The sequence below is a fragment of the Pandoraea nosoerga genome, from assembly GCF_902459585.1.
GTDB classification, from domain to species: Bacteria; Pseudomonadota; Gammaproteobacteria; order Burkholderiales; family Burkholderiaceae; genus Pandoraea; species Pandoraea nosoerga.
Genome location: NZ_CABPSC010000015.1, coordinates 90,570 through 106,637, shown reverse-complemented (window position 1 = coordinate 106,637; position 16,068 = coordinate 90,570). Strand labels below are relative to the sequence as shown.

14 protein-coding genes are annotated in these 16,068 nt (G+C 65.4%); 5 read left to right on the top strand and 9 right to left on the bottom strand.

What is annotated here, in order from left to right; genetic code table 11:
• Positions 1–95 precede the first annotated feature (95 nt).
• Entirely contained in the window at positions 96–533 is a 438-nt protein-coding gene (locus tag PNO31109_RS18100; RefSeq protein WP_150556851.1) for a hypothetical protein, read from the top strand.
• A 14-nt stretch (positions 534–547) separates the two neighbouring features.
• Here the strand turns inward: PNO31109_RS18100 and dnaG are convergent, their stop codons facing one another.
• From dnaG to PNO31109_RS18085, 3 genes are all read right to left on the bottom strand, one after another.
• Entirely contained in the window at positions 548–2,431 is a 1,884-nt protein-coding gene (gene dnaG / locus PNO31109_RS18095; protein ID WP_150556850.1) for a DNA primase, read from the bottom strand.
• 60 nt (positions 2,432–2,491) lie between these two features.
• Positions 2,492–2,938 carry a GatB/YqeY domain-containing protein gene (locus PNO31109_RS18090; RefSeq protein ID WP_150556849.1) on the bottom strand — a complete coding sequence of 149 codons (447 nt, stop codon included), beginning with the start codon at positions 2,936–2,938 and terminating at the stop codon, positions 2,492–2,494.
• 497 nt (positions 2,939–3,435) lie between these two features.
• Positions 3,436–4,686, bottom strand: a complete 1,251-nt coding sequence (locus PNO31109_RS18085; RefSeq protein WP_150556848.1) for a BaiN/RdsA family NAD(P)/FAD-dependent oxidoreductase — start codon at positions 4,684–4,686, stop codon at positions 3,436–3,438.
• 90 nt (positions 4,687–4,776) lie between these two features.
• Between PNO31109_RS18085 and tsaD the strand changes: the two genes are divergently transcribed.
• Positions 4,777–5,808, top strand: coding sequence for a tRNA (adenosine(37)-N6)-threonylcarbamoyltransferase complex transferase subunit TsaD (gene tsaD, locus PNO31109_RS18080; protein ID WP_150556847.1), 1,032 nt, complete (start codon positions 4,777–4,779; stop codon positions 5,806–5,808).
• A gap of 115 nt (positions 5,809–5,923) precedes the next feature.
• On the opposite strand, the gene folE2 is transcribed toward tsaD, so the two are convergent.
• The 4 genes from folE2 to PNO31109_RS18060 all read right to left on the bottom strand — a co-directional run bounded on the left by folE2 (position 5,924) and on the right by PNO31109_RS18060 (position 10,356).
• Positions 5,924–6,730: a GTP cyclohydrolase FolE2 gene (gene folE2, locus PNO31109_RS18075; RefSeq protein ID WP_150556846.1), complete on the bottom strand. Its 807-nt coding sequence runs from the start codon at positions 6,728–6,730 to the stop codon at positions 5,924–5,926.
• Between the two features lie 256 nt (positions 6,731–6,986).
• Positions 6,987–8,909, bottom strand: coding sequence for a 1-deoxy-D-xylulose-5-phosphate synthase (dxs, locus tag PNO31109_RS18070; RefSeq protein ID WP_150556845.1), 1,923 nt, complete (start codon positions 8,907–8,909; stop codon positions 6,987–6,989).
• Positions 8,910–9,114: 205 nt separating this feature from the next.
• Positions 9,115–10,011 carry a polyprenyl synthetase family protein gene (locus tag PNO31109_RS18065; RefSeq protein WP_174966453.1) on the bottom strand — a complete coding sequence of 299 codons (897 nt, stop codon included), beginning with the start codon at positions 10,009–10,011 and terminating at the stop codon, positions 9,115–9,117.
• A 78-nt stretch (positions 10,012–10,089) separates the two neighbouring features.
• Positions 10,090–10,356 (bottom strand): exodeoxyribonuclease VII small subunit, encoded by a 267-nt coding sequence (locus PNO31109_RS18060; RefSeq protein ID WP_150556844.1) that lies wholly within the window; start codon positions 10,354–10,356, stop codon positions 10,090–10,092.
• A gap of 228 nt (positions 10,357–10,584) precedes the next feature.
• Here PNO31109_RS18060 and PNO31109_RS18055 point away from each other — a divergent pair, with 228 nt between their 5' ends.
• The 3 genes from PNO31109_RS18055 to PNO31109_RS18045 all read left to right on the top strand — a co-directional run bounded on the left by PNO31109_RS18055 (position 10,585) and on the right by PNO31109_RS18045 (position 13,975).
• Positions 10,585–11,700, top strand: coding sequence for an aromatic ring-hydroxylating oxygenase subunit alpha (locus PNO31109_RS18055; RefSeq protein WP_150556843.1), 1,116 nt, complete (start codon positions 10,585–10,587; stop codon positions 11,698–11,700).
• A 376-nt stretch (positions 11,701–12,076) separates the two neighbouring features.
• Positions 12,077–12,931 carry a DMT family transporter gene (locus PNO31109_RS18050; protein ID WP_150556842.1) on the top strand — a complete coding sequence of 285 codons (855 nt, stop codon included), beginning with the start codon at positions 12,077–12,079 and terminating at the stop codon, positions 12,929–12,931.
• 159 nt (positions 12,932–13,090) lie between these two features.
• Positions 13,091–13,975 carry a sulfurtransferase gene (locus tag PNO31109_RS18045; RefSeq protein WP_150556841.1) on the top strand — a complete coding sequence of 295 codons (885 nt, stop codon included), beginning with the start codon at positions 13,091–13,093 and terminating at the stop codon, positions 13,973–13,975.
• A gap of 78 nt (positions 13,976–14,053) precedes the next feature.
• On the opposite strand, the gene PNO31109_RS18040 is transcribed toward PNO31109_RS18045, so the two are convergent.
• Positions 14,054–14,944 (bottom strand): ZIP family metal transporter, encoded by an 891-nt coding sequence (locus tag PNO31109_RS18040; protein WP_174966455.1) that lies wholly within the window; start codon positions 14,942–14,944, stop codon positions 14,054–14,056.
• Between the two features lie 208 nt (positions 14,945–15,152).
• Positions 15,153–16,028 (bottom strand): dienelactone hydrolase family protein, encoded by an 876-nt coding sequence (locus PNO31109_RS18035; protein WP_150556839.1) that lies wholly within the window; start codon positions 16,026–16,028, stop codon positions 15,153–15,155.
• Positions 16,029–16,068: the final 40 nt, after the last annotated feature.

Sequence of the window (16,068 nt, the reverse complement as noted above, 5' to 3'; positions counted from 1 at the left end):
TGCGGCCCGCCTGGCTCGAAGCCCTGGCGGTAGTTGCGCTCTTCGCGCTTTTTTCAGCGGGTTGTCGGGCCTGCGGTTTCCCGCCGGCCGTCGCCTTGGCGGCCGATACCGCCTTCGTCGTCTTGACGGGCGGCTCCGACTTCACCGTCGGCTTCCTGACTGCCTTCGCAGTCCCCACCTTCGCGGCGGTCGCACTCGCGCGCTTGGTGACATCGGTCACCTTCGCAGCCGTCTTGCCGGTCGTCTTCGATTTTGCGCCGGCGGCTGCCTTGACTTGCGTCGTCGTAGTACGTTTCGCCGAACTTGCCTGGCTGGCCGTTTTCCTGGCGGATTGCGCGACCTTGCCGGCCTTCACATCAACGCCAGCCTTCGCAGAGCGAGACGCCCCCCTCCCACCGGACGCCGCCGCCGCGCTCGTCGCGCGCTTTGCCTTCGGTGCTGGGATAACCGTCTTTTTTCCGCTGGTCGTTGTCATCTTTGCCATAGCGATCTCGCTTGCCAGAAAACAGCCCACTGAAAACTTTTCATTATAGCACGCGGGCTTACCTCAACTTCGCGCGCCTCCCGTGCCGGCCGTAGCCAGCAACCGCTTCAATTCGTCGCGTTGCCGCGACAGCGCCTGTGCATGGCGCAATTCATCGGGCGTCAACGACGACCGCTTGAATATCGTCTCCAGTTCTTCGCACAGCCCGTCGTACTGCAGGCGCCGGATGGCGCTACGCAGTTCGGTGAGCCGCAGCGCGATCTGCTCTTCTCGTCGCTCGACCTGCGCCTCGTCGGCCGGATCGAACAACAGCAGGTCGCGGGCGTTTTCTTCAAACGAAAGGATCTCACGCAGAATTTCGTCGAAACTCGCCCAATTCGGCGATGATCGCAGCCGATCGGACATGAAGCGAAAATCCGCCTGAGCGCCCATTTCGTGGCAGTGCGCCAGTACCTCCGAGAAAATCTCGGCGTGATGCCGCACGTTCTGTAATATCTTGGTCTCTTCGTCGGTCAATTCGTTTCCGAGCACAGGAAACATCAGCAGGTTCTGCAACGCCCGGTGCTCGGTGCCGACCACCCTACGCTTCTCGCGCTTCGCGGGCGCCCTGTCCCACGCGTTCTGGCGCCGCGCCGCACCGATCTTCAGTTCGCATAATTGCGCAACTTCCTCGACCGAACTTCCCACCCGCTCCGCCAGCGCGTGAATGATCTGACCGCGCAGGGCGTTCGCCGGCATTTGCTGCAACAACGGCTTCGCCTCGAACAGCGCCCGCGCCCGACCTTCAGGCTGATGCATCTCCTTGCCGGCCGTCACCTCGCCGATCAGGAACTGCGAGAGCGGCATGGCGCGCGACACCTCATCGGCAAACGCCTCGGCGCCGTGCTCGCGCACGTAGCTGTCCGGATCGTGCTCGCTGGGCAGAAACAGGAACTTGAAGCTCCGGTTGTCGTCCGCATGCGGCAGACACGCTTCGAGCGCGCGGCGCGCCGCACGGCGCCCGGCCGCGTCGCCGTCGAAGCTGAACACGACCGTCTCGGTCTGGCGCAACAGCTTTTGCACATGCATCGGTGTACAGGCGGTGCCGAGCGTGGCCACCGCCTGCGGGAAACCGAGCTGGGCCAGCGCCACGACATCCATATACCCTTCCACCACGAGCACGTAACCGGCCTCGCGAATGCCGGCGCGCGCCTCGAACAATCCGTACAGCTCGCTGCCCTTGCTGAAAAGCGGCGTCTCGGGCGAGTTCAGGTATTTCGGCTCGCCCTGGTCCAGCACCCGTCCGCCAAAGGCGATCACCTGCCCCTTCGTATTGCGGATCGGGAACATGATCCGGTCGCGGAAGCGATCGTAGCGGCGCTTCGCGCCCCCCGGCTCGCCCTTCTCGCTCTCGATGACCAGGCCCGCTTCGAGCAGTTGGTCGTCGCGATAATTCGGAAACGCCGCCTCCAGGTTCTGCCACGCAGGCGGCGCATACCCCAGCCCGAAGTGCGCGGCGATCTCGCCCGTCAGGCCGCGTCGCTTCAAGTACTCGATAGCCGTCGGCGCCCCGCGCAACTGCTTGCGGTAGTAGTCGCAAGCGCGCGTCATGACGTCGACCAGGCCGAGGGTCTGTGCGCGTTGGACGGCGGCGGGCGGTGCGCCCGGCATGGGCGCCTCGCGCGGCACGTCGAGCCCTACGTTGCGGGCCAGCTCCTCGACCGCTTCGACAAATCCGAGTCCGGCATGCTCCATCAGGAAACTGATCGCGCTGCCGTGCGCGCCACACCCGAAGCAGTGATAGAACTGCTTGGTGGGACTCACCGTAAATGAGGGCGACTTCTCATTATGAAAGGGGCAAAGCCCCATGAAGTTTGCCCCGCCCTTTTTCAACTGCACATAACGGCCCACCACCTCGACAATATCGACGCGGTTGAGCAAATCCTGCAGAAACGACTGGGGAATCACTGGATCGATGTCATCGCAACGCGGCAGCGCGCTCGCACGGGCGCCGGCCGCACTACCCGATTACGCAGCCAACGCCGCCTTCACCTGCGCGGACACGACCGTCATGTCGGCCCGGCCGGCCAACTGGCCCTTGAGCACGCCCATCACCTTGCCCATGTCCTGGGGGCCGGCGGCGCCCGTCTGCGCCACGGCCGCCTTGACGGCCTGCGCAACTTCGTCCGCCGAGAGCTGCTGCGGCATGTAGACCTGGAGAACGGCGAGTTCGGCGGCCTCCTTGTCGGCCAGATCCTGGCGACCGGCAGCCTCGAACTGGCTGATGGAATCCTTGCGTTGCTTGATCAGCTTGTCGACAACGGCGATGACAGCGGTGTCATCGAGAGTGATGCGCTCGTCGACTTCCTTTTGTTTGATTGCCGCGAGCAGCAGTCGGATGGTCCCCAATTTGTCGGCGGCCTTGGCGCGCATGGCCGTCTTCATGTCCTCGTTGATGCGTTCTTTAAGACTCATGAGCAGGGATTCCGGAATTCGAATACGTTTCAGTGTAGTGCATGCCGCCCCAAAGAAAAGGGCGACTCGCATGTGGCATGCGGCGCTCGCGCGCGCAGCCGGGATGCCGGCACAGGCGCACTCGAGACGCACAAAGCACAAAAACCCGCTTGACTGGGACGATCGCATGCACGATCACAAGCGGGTTCGACGCGGATTCGGACGCTCCTGGATCGCCTTGCGGCCCATATCGGCCCATTCCAGCTCATATCGGCCCCTTCCAGCCCATTTCAGCCCGTTCCAGCCCATTTTTCGACCGCCACGCGGCGTTGCCAGCGCACCGGAGGACCACAAGCGAGCCCAAGCGCCGCCACGACAACCGGGACACCCCAAAAACGACCCCAAAACGAGCCAAAAACGCCCCAAAAACGACCCAAAACGAGCCAGAACGCCAAAAAGTGCGATTTTTCAGCCGTCTCCACGAAGGAAAGAGCGTACCACAGTGCACCAGCGATCGTCTATGAACGTGCGTCGCCTCCCGCCTGCCCCGCTCGCATGCCTTCGGACATCGCTCGCGCGCAGGCCACGGCCGACGCCCACGCCCACTGGAAGTTATAGCCGCCGAGCCAGCCCGTGACGTCGACCACTTCGCCGATGAAGTGCAGACCCGGCTGCGTTCGGGCCTCAAGCGTCGCGGACGACAGCGCGCGCGTGTCGACCCCTCCGCGCGTGACTTCCGCCTTGCGCCAGCCCTCCGAGCCGCAGGGCTTGAGCGTCCAGCCGGAAAACGCCTGGGCGAGCGCGCGCAGCGCCTTGTCGGACAGTTCCTGCATGCGCGCCTGCGGCGAGAGGCCGCTGTTGGCGACCCAGGCTTCGGCCAATCTCGCCGGCACCCACTGCGCCAGCAGGTTGCCGAGTTGACGCCGGGACGCGGCCTTCGCCTCGAAGAGCGCCGCCTCGATATCGAACGTCGGCGCCAGATTCAGCGTAATGGACTGGCCCGGCGTCCAGAAGCTCGAGATCTGCAGGATGGCCGGCCCCGACAGCCCGCGGTGTGTAAAGAGCAGGTCTTCGAGGAAATTGCCGGCGTCCCTGCCCTTGCCGGTGCTCACGTCCACTTCGAGCGACAGTCCCGACAGCCCGGTAAACGGCGCCCACGTCGAAGCGTCGAACATGAGCGGCACCAACGCCGGACGCGGCTCGACGATCTCCAGCCCGAATTGACGCGCGATCCGATACCCCCAGTCCGTCGCCCCGATCTTCGGAATCGAGAGCCCGCCGGTGGCCACGACCAGGCGTTTCGCGGCAATATGCCCCGCATCCGTCGTCAGGTGATAGGGATGCGCGCCGCCCGCCGCGGTATGGGCGACGGTATGCACGGCGCACGGCATGCGCCAGTGGACGCGCCCGGCCGCACACTCCCTGCGAAGCATTTCGATGATGTCTTCCGCGCTTTCGTCGCAGAAAAGCTGTCCGCGGTGCTTCTCGTGCCACGCAATGCCATGGCGAGCCAGCAGATCGAGGAAATCGCGCGGCGTATAGCGAGCCAGCGCGGAGCGGCAAAAGCGCGGGTTCTCGGACAGATAGTTTCCCGGCCCCGCGTTGATGTTGGTGAAATTGCAGCGCCCGCCGCCGGAGATCCGAATCTTCTCGGCGAGACGCGTCGCGTGGTCGATGAGCACCACGCGCAGCCCCAACTGCCCCGCCACGGCCGCACACATCAGGCCGGCTGCGCCGGCGCCCACAATCGCCACATCGAACTTTTCCATGGCGCGCATTGTAACCGGCGGGCGGATGGGCCGGCTGATATACTTCCCGGTTGTCCCACTCATTGACGCCGTGCGCATCTCTTCCCCGTCATGCTGGTTCTAGGCATTGAAAGCTCCTGCGACGAGACCGGACTCGCCCTGTACGACACGGAGGCGGGCCTGCTCTCGCATGCGCTGCACTCGCAAATCGCCATGCACCGCGAGTACGGCGGGGTCGTCCCCGAGCTGGCCTCGCGCGACCACATTCGTCGCGCCCTGCCGCTCGCCGAGGAAGTGCTCGCCCGTGCCGGGAAGCCGCTTGGCGCCATCGACGCGGTCGCCTACACACAAGGCCCCGGACTTGCCGGGGCGCTGCTCGTCGGGGCCAGCGTGGCCAACGCCCTCGCCTTCGCGCTGGACCGGCCGGTCGTCGGCGTGCATCACCTCGAGGGTCATCTGCTCTCCCCGCTGCTCGCACCGGACGCCCCCAGCTTCCCGTTCGTCGCCCTGCTGGTCTCCGGCGGACACACGCAGTTGATGGAAGTGCGGGCGTTCGGCCAGTACGCCATGCTCGGCGAGACGCTCGACGACGCCGCCGGCGAAGCCTTCGACAAGACGGCCAAGCTGCTTGGCCTCGGGTATCCGGGCGGGCCGGCCGTCTCGCGACTGGCCGACTTCGGCACCCCGGGACGCTACGATCTGCCGCGCCCGATGAAACACTCGGGAAATCTCGACTTCAGCTTCAGCGGCCTGAAAACGGCCGTGCTCACGCAGGTGCGCCATCTCGGCGGCAACGTGTGCGAGCAAGAGAAAGCCGATCTCGCGCGCGCCTTCGTCGATGCCATCGTCGACGTGCTCGTGTCCAAGTCGATGGCCGCGCTCAAGCAGACCGGCATGAAAACGCTGGTCGTGGCGGGCGGCGTCGGCGCGAACGCGCAACTGCGCGCCGGCCTGAACGAAGCGGCGCGCCGACGCGGCTACCGCGTGCATTACCCCGACCTCGCGTTCTGCACCGACAACGGCGCCATGATCGCCTTCGCCGGCGCCATGCGCCTGAAGCACTGGCCGGACGAGGCTGACAGCGAGTACGCGTACACCGTGCGTCCGCGCTGGGATCTTGCCGACATCGTGCGCAGCGCCTGAGAGCCAGGGCACTCCCCGCCGCTGCGGCGGCAGAGACCGTCGGACAATAAAAAAACCGCTCGTGAGAGCGGTTTTTTTGCCTTGCGCCCGTCCCGCAGGAGAGGGAGCGCCCCCGTCAGGCCAGACGCTTGTCGCGCTCGATCACGGCGTAGGCGCTGTGGTTGTGAATCGATTCGAAGTTCTCGGCCTGGAGCACGTAGGCGAGCACCCGCGGCTCGTTGTTCAGACGGGTCGCCACATCGCGCACGAGGTCTTCCACGAACTTCGGATTCTCGTAGGCGCGCTCGGTCACGAACTTCTCGTCCGGACGCTTGAGCAGTCCCCACAGCTCGCAGGAAGCCTCTTCCTCGGCCATCCGCACGAGTTCCTCGACGGCGATGTCTTCCGACACTTCGGCGTCGATCGTGATGTGCGAGCGCTGGTTGTGTGCGCCGTACTGCGAGATCTTCTTCGAGCACGGGCACAGACTGGTGACGGGCACGAGCACCTTGAGCCACACGCGCGTAACGCCGTTGCGCACGTCGCCGGTGAGCGTCACTTCGTAGTCGAGCAGGCTCTGCACACCGGAGACGGGCGCCGTCTTGTTGATGAAGTATGGGAACGTGACTTCGATGCGACCGGCCTCGGCTTCGAGCTTGCCGAGCATGTCGCCGAGCATCGCGCGAAACGCGCTCATGTCGAGCGGCGCGCGATGCGCTTCGAGCAACGCCACGAAGCGCGACATGTGCGTGCCCTTCTGGTCGGCAGGCAGATGCACGTCGAGATTGAACAGGCCCACCGTGGCCTGCACTTCGCCGCCGGCCAGGCGCACCGACAGCGGATGGCGCACACCGCGCACACCGACGCGCTGAATCGGAATCTGCCGGGTGTCGACGCTGCTTTGCACGTCCGGCATTACGAAAGCGGGGTTCATCTGGTTCATCGAATTATCCTTCTTTGCCGGCAAGCCGACTGGGGGGGAGGCAATGGGCAAACGTATCCGACGCACGACGCGCGAGCCTGCGGCGAGTGTCATCGGGAATATGCCGGGGAGCCCCGGCACGCATGAAACGGCGGACTTCAAAGCACGGGCATCAAACACACGAGCACAGAAACACGAGCACAGAAACACGAGCACCAAAACGCAAACGATCCGGCGTGCGAGCCGGATCGTTCGAATGTCGAGAACTGCCGGACGCTCAGGCGACGAGTTTCGTGGCCTTCTGCGTCGTGTGCGCGCCCTGGTCCTGCGCCACCGGCTGCAGGTCGAAGCGCGCGCAGATCGACTTCGCAATGCCCGCCGCGTCCAGACCGACCGACGCGAGCAACAATGCCGGGTCGCCGTGATCGATGAAGCGATCGGGCAGGCCCAATTGTAGTACGGGGCGAGTAACCCCACCCGCGAGCAGGGATTCCGCTACAGCCGAGCCCGCGCCACCCATGATGCAGCCTTCCTCGACCGTCACGAGATAGTCGTGCGTCTGCGCCAGGCGCGCGATCAGTTCGTCATCGATCGGCTTGACGAAGCGCATGTCCGCCACCGTGGCGTCCAGTTGCTCCGCCGCCTTGAGCGCCGGCGCCACCATGCTGCCAAACGCCAGAATCGCCACACGGCGCCCCGCTTCGGCGTGCCCCTCTCGGCGCACGACGCCCTTGCCAATCGGCAGCGCCGTCATCGTCGGCTCGATTGCCGCGCCCGTGCCCGCGCCGCGCGGGTAGCGCACGGCCGAGGGCCCGTCGATCTGCACGCCCGTGTAGAGCATCTGGCGGCATTCGTTTTCGTCCGACGGCGCCATCACCACCATGTTCGGGATGCAGCGCAGATAGGCCACGTCATACGCGCCGGCGTGCGTCGCGCCGTCCGCGCCCACGAGGCCCGAGCGGTCAAGCGCGAAGAGCACCGGCAGATTCTGCAGCGCCACGTCGTGAATCAGTTGATCGTAGCCGCGTTGCAGGAATGTGGAATAGATCGCCACGACCGGCCTGAGCCCTTCGGTCGCCATGCCGCCGGCGAACGTCACCGCGTGCTGCTCGGCAATGCCGACGTCGTAGTAGCGCTCCGGGAAGCGCTTTTCGAACTCCACCAGGCCGGAGCCTTCGCGCATGGCCGGCGTGATGCCCACCACGCGTTCGTCCGCCGCCGCCATATCGCACAGCCATTCGCCGAACACCTGCGTGTATGTCTTCTTGCTGTTCGTGCTCGGCTTGATGCCTTCGGCCGGGTTGAACTTGCCCGGGCCGTGATAGAGCACCGGATCGGCTTCCGCCAGCTTGTAGCCGTACCCCTTGCGCGTGACGACGTGCAGGAACTGCGGTCCCTTCAGATTCTTGATGTTCTCGAGCGTCGGAATGAGCGAGTCGAGGTCGTGACCGTCGATCGGGCCGATGTAGTTGAAGCCGAACTCTTCGAACATCGTTGCCGGCACGACCATGCCCTTGGCGTGTTCCTCGAACTTGCGCGCCAGCTCGAGCACAGGCGGCGCCACGCTCAGCACCTTCTCCACGCCCTTTTTCGCTGCCGCGTAGAAGCGGCCGGACATCAGGCGGGCCAGGTAGCGGTTGAGCGCGCCGACCGGCGGCGAGATCGACATGTCGTTGTCGTTCAGGATGACGAGCAGCGGCACGTCTTCGTGCACGCCCGCATTGTTCATCGCCTCGAAGGCCATGCCCGCGGTCATTGCGCCATCGCCGATCACGGCAATGCCGAAGCGGTTCTCGCCCTTCGTGCGCGCGCCCAGCGCCATGCCGAGCGCGGCCGAAATCGACGTGCTCGAGTGCGCCGTGCCGAATGTGTCGTAGGGTGACTCGTCGCGCTTCGGGAAACCGGAGATGCCGCCGAGCTGGCGCAGCGTGGCCATTGCCTCGCGGCGTCCGGTGAGGATCTTGTGCGGATAGCTTTGGTGCCCCACGTCCCAGACGATGCGATCTTCCGGCGTGTTGAAGACGTAGTGCAACGCGATCGTCAACTCGACCGTGCCGAGGTTGGACGACAGGTGCCCGCCGGTACGCGACACGCTCTCGAGCACGAAGGCGCGCAGCTCTTCGGCCAGCGGCGCAAGTTGGCGACGCTCCAGACGCCGCAACGCAGCCGGGTCATCGATGGTATTTAACAGTTCGTACATCGTCGTTCCATATATAGGCGTTTTACCGGGCAGCGCCCCCTGTGCACTGGCCCCGATCTCCTGCCGGCGTTCTGTGGGGAGATTGCGCCGACCCTCCTTGCCCCTTGCTTGTATCTACTGCAATCGCCCCGCGGCCTCGCGATCCGCGACTGCCCGGGGCTTCCTGAACCCATCGTGCGCGCGGCGCACGCCGCTCGCACGCCACTCAGTTGATGCGATCGACCACGTAGTCGGCCAGCGCGCGCAGACGGTCCGCGTTGCCAAGCGACGCGCTCGCCGCGTGCGCGTCGGCGCGCAGCTTTTCAGCGTAGGCGCGCGCGCCCTCGAGGCCCATGAGCGACACGTAGGTCGGCTTATCGTTGGCGGCGTCCTTGCCCGCCGTCTTGCCGAGCGTGGCCGAGTCGGCGCTCGCGTCGAGAATGTCGTCCACTACCTGGAAGGCAAGGCCGACGGCGGCCGCATACGCGTCGAGCGCCACGGTCTCGTCGTCGGTCAACGCACGGCCGCAGATGGCGCCCATGCGCAACGACGCCCGCAGCAGCGCGCCGGTCTTCAGGCGGTGCATGGTCTCCAGTTGCGGCTGCGTGAGCTTGACGCCGACGCTCTCCAGATCGATCGCCTGGCCGCCGGCCATGCCGAGCGCGCCCGAGGCCATCGCCAGTTCATGGACCAGCGCGAGCGATTGCGCCGCGCTCAGGTCCGCCGTGGCTTCGCCGAGCCGCACGAACGCCTGCGTCTGCAATGCGTCGCCCGCCAGCAGGCCGGTCGCTTCGTCGTACTGCACATGCACCGTGGGCTTGCCGCGGCGCAGATCGTCGTCATCCATGCACGGCAGGTCGTCGTGCACCAGCGAGTAGGCGTGGATCATTTCCACCGCGCACGCGGCGCGAAGGAGCGCCGACTCGCTCGCCTGCGTCACTTCCCCCGCCGCGAAGCACAGCAGCGGACGCACGCGCTTGCCGCCGCCGAGCACGGCATATCGCATTGCTTCGTTGAGCCGCGCCGAGCCGCCATCGGCCGCCTTGGGCAGCGCGGCGTCGAGCGCCTGCTCCACACGGGCCTGTACCGCCTGCATCCAGGCCTTGATATTCTGATCCGCCATCGTCTTCGTCCTGCACGTACCCTTCAGGCCGTGCGTGTTATTGGGTCGCCCCGGGAGCCCTCCCGGGCCGCCGGGTCGTTACTCGTCGCGCGTCGCGTCGAGCGGCTTGAGCGTCTCGCCTTCGAGCACCTTCACCTGTTGCTCCACCTTCTCGAGCAGGCCCTGGCAGTACTTCACCAGGACGGCGCCGCGGCGGTATGCGCCGAGCGATTCCTCCAGCCCCAGCTCACCGCCCTCCATGCGGCCCACCAGGCGTTCGAGCTCGGCGAGCGCGGCCTCGTAGGTCTCGGGCAGGTCTTGCGGCACGTCGGTCGCCGCGTCTTGCGACTTTGCAGTCTTGGCCATAAACGCGAAATTCGGGTCGAATGTTCCATTTTACGGCAAAAGCTCGATAGCTCGCAGCGCGTAAATTGCCTCAAAACTGCCTGCGATGACTTTTTTCGGACAATATTTAACGTAAATCATGGACTTAGCAGCCCCGCCCCACGCATACCGGGTATAATCGTCGGTTCCCCTAAATCGATTTTTCGATGGTTGGGTAGTTCACTGCTTTCAAGCTCGACGGGAGTGGGAATGTCCAATCTAAGCAGCGCTTTGCAACTGAAACCGGCCTCGAGCCAACTGCCGGTCTACACGTACTTCGACGAGGCCCTTCTCGCCCGCGAACGTGAAGTCCTCTTCAAACATGGCCCCCGCTACGTGGGCCACGAACTGATGGTGCCGGAAGCGGGCGACTATTTCGCCCTGCCGGCCGAGCAAGAAGGTCGCATGCTGGTTCGCAACGGCGCGGGCGAGCATGGCGGGATCGAACTGCTCTCGAACGTCTGCCGCCATCGTCAGGCGGTCATGCTCAATGGTCGCGGCAACGCGCGCAACATCGTGTGCCCGTTGCACCGCTGGACCTACGACACGAAGGGCGAACTGCTCGGTGCGCCGCATTTCCCCGAAAAACCCTGCCTGAACCTCGGCAAGTTCCCGCTGCAACGCTGGAACGGCCTGCTGTTCGAGGCCGAAGGCCGCAACGTGCAGGCTGACCTCGCACGACTGGGCGTCAAGCAGCATCTCGACTTCTCGGACTTCATGTTCGATCACGTCGAAGTGCATGAATGCAACTACAACTGGAAGACGTTCATCGAGGTTTATCTCGAGGACTACCATGTCGTGCCGTTCCATCCCGGCCTGGGCAGCTTCGTGTCCTGCGACGATCTGCGCTGGGAATTCGGTGACTGGTACAGCGTGCAGACGGTCGGCGTGCACAACGGCCTCGCCAAGCCCGGCAGCCCGATCTATCGCAAGTGGCACGACGTGCTGCTGCGTTACCGCGAAGGCGTGCCGCCGGAGTTCGGCGCGATCTGGATGGTGTACTACCCGCACCTGATGATCGAGTGGTATCCGCACGTGCTCGTGGTGTCCTGGCTGATTCCGCGCGGGCCGCAAAAAACGACGAATATCGTCGAATTCTATTACCCCGAGGAAATCGCGCTGTTCGAACGCGAGTTCATCGAGGCCGAGCGAGCCGCCTACATGGAGACGGCCCGCGAGGACGACGAGATCGCCGAGCGCATGGACGCCGGGCGCCGCGCCCTGTTCGAGCGCGGCGTCTCGGAAGTCGGCCCGTACCAGAGCCCGATGGAAGACGGCATGCAGCACTTCCACGAGTTCCTGCGTCGCCAGATGGGCGACTTCTGAGCGCATCGCGGCAGGCATCGCGGCATTCGGGCCACGGTGGACGGCGGGCGGAACTGTCTCACCGGACGAGAAGCGGGCAAGGCCCGCGCGGGGGCCGCGTTGGCTGCTGTGGCACTAATGTGGCGCTAATGTGGCGCTGCTGTGGCGCGGGCGAGACTGAATTAAATATTTGCCGAAAAAATCGCGAGACGGCGGGCCAGGTGCCCGCCGTTTTCGTTAGAATCGTCGCCATGCTTTGCATATGACCTTGCGGCAGCCAATCGGGCTGTGAGCGTCGTCGGCATCGGCATCCGTCGCTTTCTCGTCGCTCCATGCCGCGCCTTTGGAGCCTTTCGCAGCCTTCGCAGTCTTCGCCGTCCAACGGCCCCAATTCGCCATGCAATCGCTCTGGATGTTGGTCTCCGCCTTCATGTTCACGTTGATGGGGCTATTCATCAAGCTGGCGGCAAACGAGTACAACACCGGCGAAATCGTTCTCTACCGCAGTCTGATCGGCGTGATCGTGCTGCTGATCATTTCGCGCGCGCGCGGCCAGACGATCCGCACGCGACACCTCGGCTCCCACGTCAAGCGCAGCGCTGCGGGCGTCGTCTCGCTCGGGCTCTGGTTCTATTCGCTCACGCAATTGCCGCTGTCGACCGCAATGACGCTCAACTACATGTCGCCGATCTGGATCTCGCTGATCGTGATGGCGACGGCGGCCATGCGCGGCAGCCTGCGCACCGACTTCCGGCTTGTTGCGGCCATCTTCGCGGGTTTTGTCGGCGTGGCGCTGCTGTTGCAGCCGACCATCGACAGCCAGGCGTGGGGTGGCGGCGTCGCGGGCGTCGTCTCGGGCGTGTTCTCCGCCATCGCCTACATGCAGGTGAAGGAACTTGGCTCGGCCGGCGAGCCGGACTGGCGCATCGTCTTCTATTTTTCGCTGGGCGGCGTGCTGCTGGGCCTGGGTTGGGTGGCGGTCGAAGGCCTGCACCCGCTCACATGGCGCGGCACCGGCCTGATGCTCGGCGTGGGCATTGCCGCCCTCGTCGCCCAGACGGCGCTCACGCGGGCCTTCAGTCTCGGCAACACGCTCGTGACTGCGAATCTGCAATATTCCGGCGTAATCTTCGCTACACTGATCAGCATGCTCGTCTGGAACGACTGGCCCGCGCTGGCCGGCTGGATCGGCATGCTGCTCATCGTGCTGAGCGGCATGACGGCGCTGCGCCGCCCGTCGGCCACCACCTGATCGGTCATCCGGGGTTGCGGCTTGCGCCCGGCCAAGATCGCCCTTCGGGCGCCGCCGACGCCACGCGCGTTCGGCCAGCCTGACGCCGCCACCGTTCCCGACGAGCCGCTCGGTCAGTTCCCGCTGAACGATTCCCCCACGCCCGTCTGCGGAGACGTCATGATTCACACGCACTTCACCACGCTCATCAGCCCGCAAAACCTGGACGCGCTGATGCAAACCGCCGCCGGTGGCGGCGCCCCGGTGATCATCTTCGATTGCCGTTTCGATCTCGCCGATCCGAAGGCCGGCGAGACGGCCTATGTGGACGGCCACATCTTCGGCGCGTTCTATGCGCATCTGGAACGCGATCTGTCGGGCCAGGCCACGGGCAAGAACGGCCGCCATCCCTTGCCCGATCGCGACGCGCTCATCCGCCACCTGGCGGCATGCGGGCTGTCGAAGGGTCAGCAGGTCGTTGCCTACGACGCCCAGGGCGGCATATACGCCGCGCGCCTGTGGTGGCTGCTGCGCTGGCTTGGCCACGAGTCGGTGGCCGTGCTCGACGGCGGGCTGCAGGCGTGGCTCGCGGCCGGCTTCAAGCTCGATGCCGCGCCGCCCGAAGCACCGCCCGAGGGCGACTTCGCGCCGGGCGAGCCGCTCGCCACCACGGCCGACGCCGCGGCCATCGAGCGCAACCTGAGCTCGCACGAGCGGCTGGTGGTCGACGCGCGCGCGCCGGAGCGCTACCGCGGCGAAAACGAAACGCTCGATCCGATCGGCGGCCACATTCCGGGCGCCGTGAATCGTTTCTTCAAGGACAATCTCGGCCCGGACGGACGCTTCAAGCCTGCGGCAGCCCTGCGCGAAGCGTTCATTCAGGTGCTCGGCAAGGACCGCCAGCCCGAACGTGTGATCTCCCAATGCGGCTCGGGAGTGACGGCGTGCCATAACCTGCTCGCGATGGAAATCGCCGGGCTGCACGGCGCCAGCCTGTATCCGGGATCCTGGAGCGAATGGTGCGCGGACAAGCGTCGCCCCGTCGCGACCGGCGCCCAGCCGTAATCGGCCATGATGGCCATCATCGCCGCAATGACCATAATGGCCGTAATGGTGTAGCGAGCCTGGCTGGTTTGGCGGGGCTTAACGAGCCGCGGCGGCAATGCGATTCATCGCCTCCGGCGACGACGTCATCGCCAGCGCACTGCCGCCCTTGTCGTGGTCATGGTCGTGCCCGTGCCCGTGCCCGTGCTCGTGATCGTGGCCGTTGAGCCACACCACGAGCGCGAGGCCCACGGCAATGAGCAGGATTTGCGGCAGCGCGTCGCGCGGCGAGGTACGCCGCTGCATCTGCGGCATCAGGTCAGACACCGCGATGTAGATGAAACTGCTTGCCGCCAGCGCGAGCAGGTAGGGAATGAGGCTCTGCAGCCGGTCGAGCATGAAGTACCCGAGCACGCCACCGGCGAGCGCCGTCAGACTCGAAGCCAGCGTGAGCACCAGCGCCTTGCGGCGCCTGAACCCCGCGTTGAGCAACACCATGAAGTCGCCGAGCTTGTGCGCGACCTCGTGCACGGTGATCGACACCGTCGCGGCCACGCCCAGACGCGGGTCGGCAAGGAAGGCCGCCGCGATCACCACGCCGTCGGCGAAATTGTGGATGGCGCTGCCGACGAGAATCATCCAGCCCCCCTTGCCCGCCTCATGCGCGTCGTGACCGTGTTCGTGATGATGCCCGTCGCCTTCGTGGTGATGGCTGTGGCGCAGCAGCGCCAGTTTCTCGAGCAGGAAGAAGCCCAGCAACCCGCCGAGCAGCCAGCGGGTAATGACGTGCGCGTCGACGTGCGACTCCAGACTCTCCGGCAGCAGATGCAGCAAGGCCGTGCCGAGCAGCACGCCCGCCGAAAAGCTGACCATCTTGTCGATGAACTTCGAGAGCAAGCCGAGCGACAGCGACGCCGCCCCCGCGAGGCTCAGCACGCCGGAAGCCAGCGTGGCAATGACGATGAAAACAAAAATGGCGTCGATGACGATTCTCCCGCAGGCAAGCCGGGGATTTAACCAGCTTTTGCCGTCTCAGGCAAACCGCTGGTGGCAGGCGACGGAGTCACACCAAACGCACCAGGCACACCAAGCGGACCAAGCGGACCAAGCGCCCCCGATCCCCGGCCCGGGCTGCGCTTGCGCCGCACTCCGGCGGTTTGCCCGATCCCCTACCCCGCTCAAACCCAACGCGCGCGTTTCAGGCTACCCCGTGCTTGCGCAACCAATCGAGCGCAAGCGACCAGCCTTCCTTCGCGTCCGCCTCGACATAGCTCGCACGGTAATCGGCAAAGAACGCGTGTCCGGAGTTCGGAAACACCTTGAGCACGGAGGCCTTCGACGCCGCATTGCCTCTGGCCAGCGCCGCCTGCGCCTGCTCCACGCTAGCCACCGGAATGCCGGTGTCCTTGCCGCCGTACAGGCCGAGCAGCGGCCCGTGCAGCGCGCCTGCGACATCGATCGGATGGGTCGGGAAACTGGCGCTCTTGTCGCCGACGATGCGTCCGTACCACGCCACGGCCGCCTTCACGTTCGGGTTATGCGCGTCGTAGAGCCAAGTGATGCGGCCACCCCAGCAAAAACCCGTGATACCGAGGCGCTTCTCGTCGCCGCCGTTGGCCACCGCCCATTTCACGGCCGCGTCGATGTCGCTCATCACCTGCTTGTCCGGCGTCTTGGCGACGATCTGCGACTGAATCTCCGCGATCGTGCCTAGCGACTGCGGGTCGCCCGCCCGCGCGAACAGTTCCGGCGCGAACGCAAGATATCCGAGCTTGGCGAAACGCCGGCAGATGTCGGCAATGTGCTGGTGAACGCCAAAGATCTCCGAGACGACGACGACCGTGGGCAGATGCGTCTTGCCTGCCGGCTTCGCGTAGTAGACGGGCATCTTGACGCCGGGCACGTCGAGCATGACCTCGCCAGCGTCGAGCCCCTGCGTATCGGTCGTGATGGTTTGCGCCGCAACCGGCAGCACCGCCAGGGCGAACGCCGAGCCCACCGCGGTCTTCAGAAAATCACGCCGGTTGCGCGGCGCCACTTCGGGCACGAGACTATCCAGATCCGCTTGCGACATGTCGCACTCCACGAAAAGAGTCGGTAAGAAGGAGGTCAGG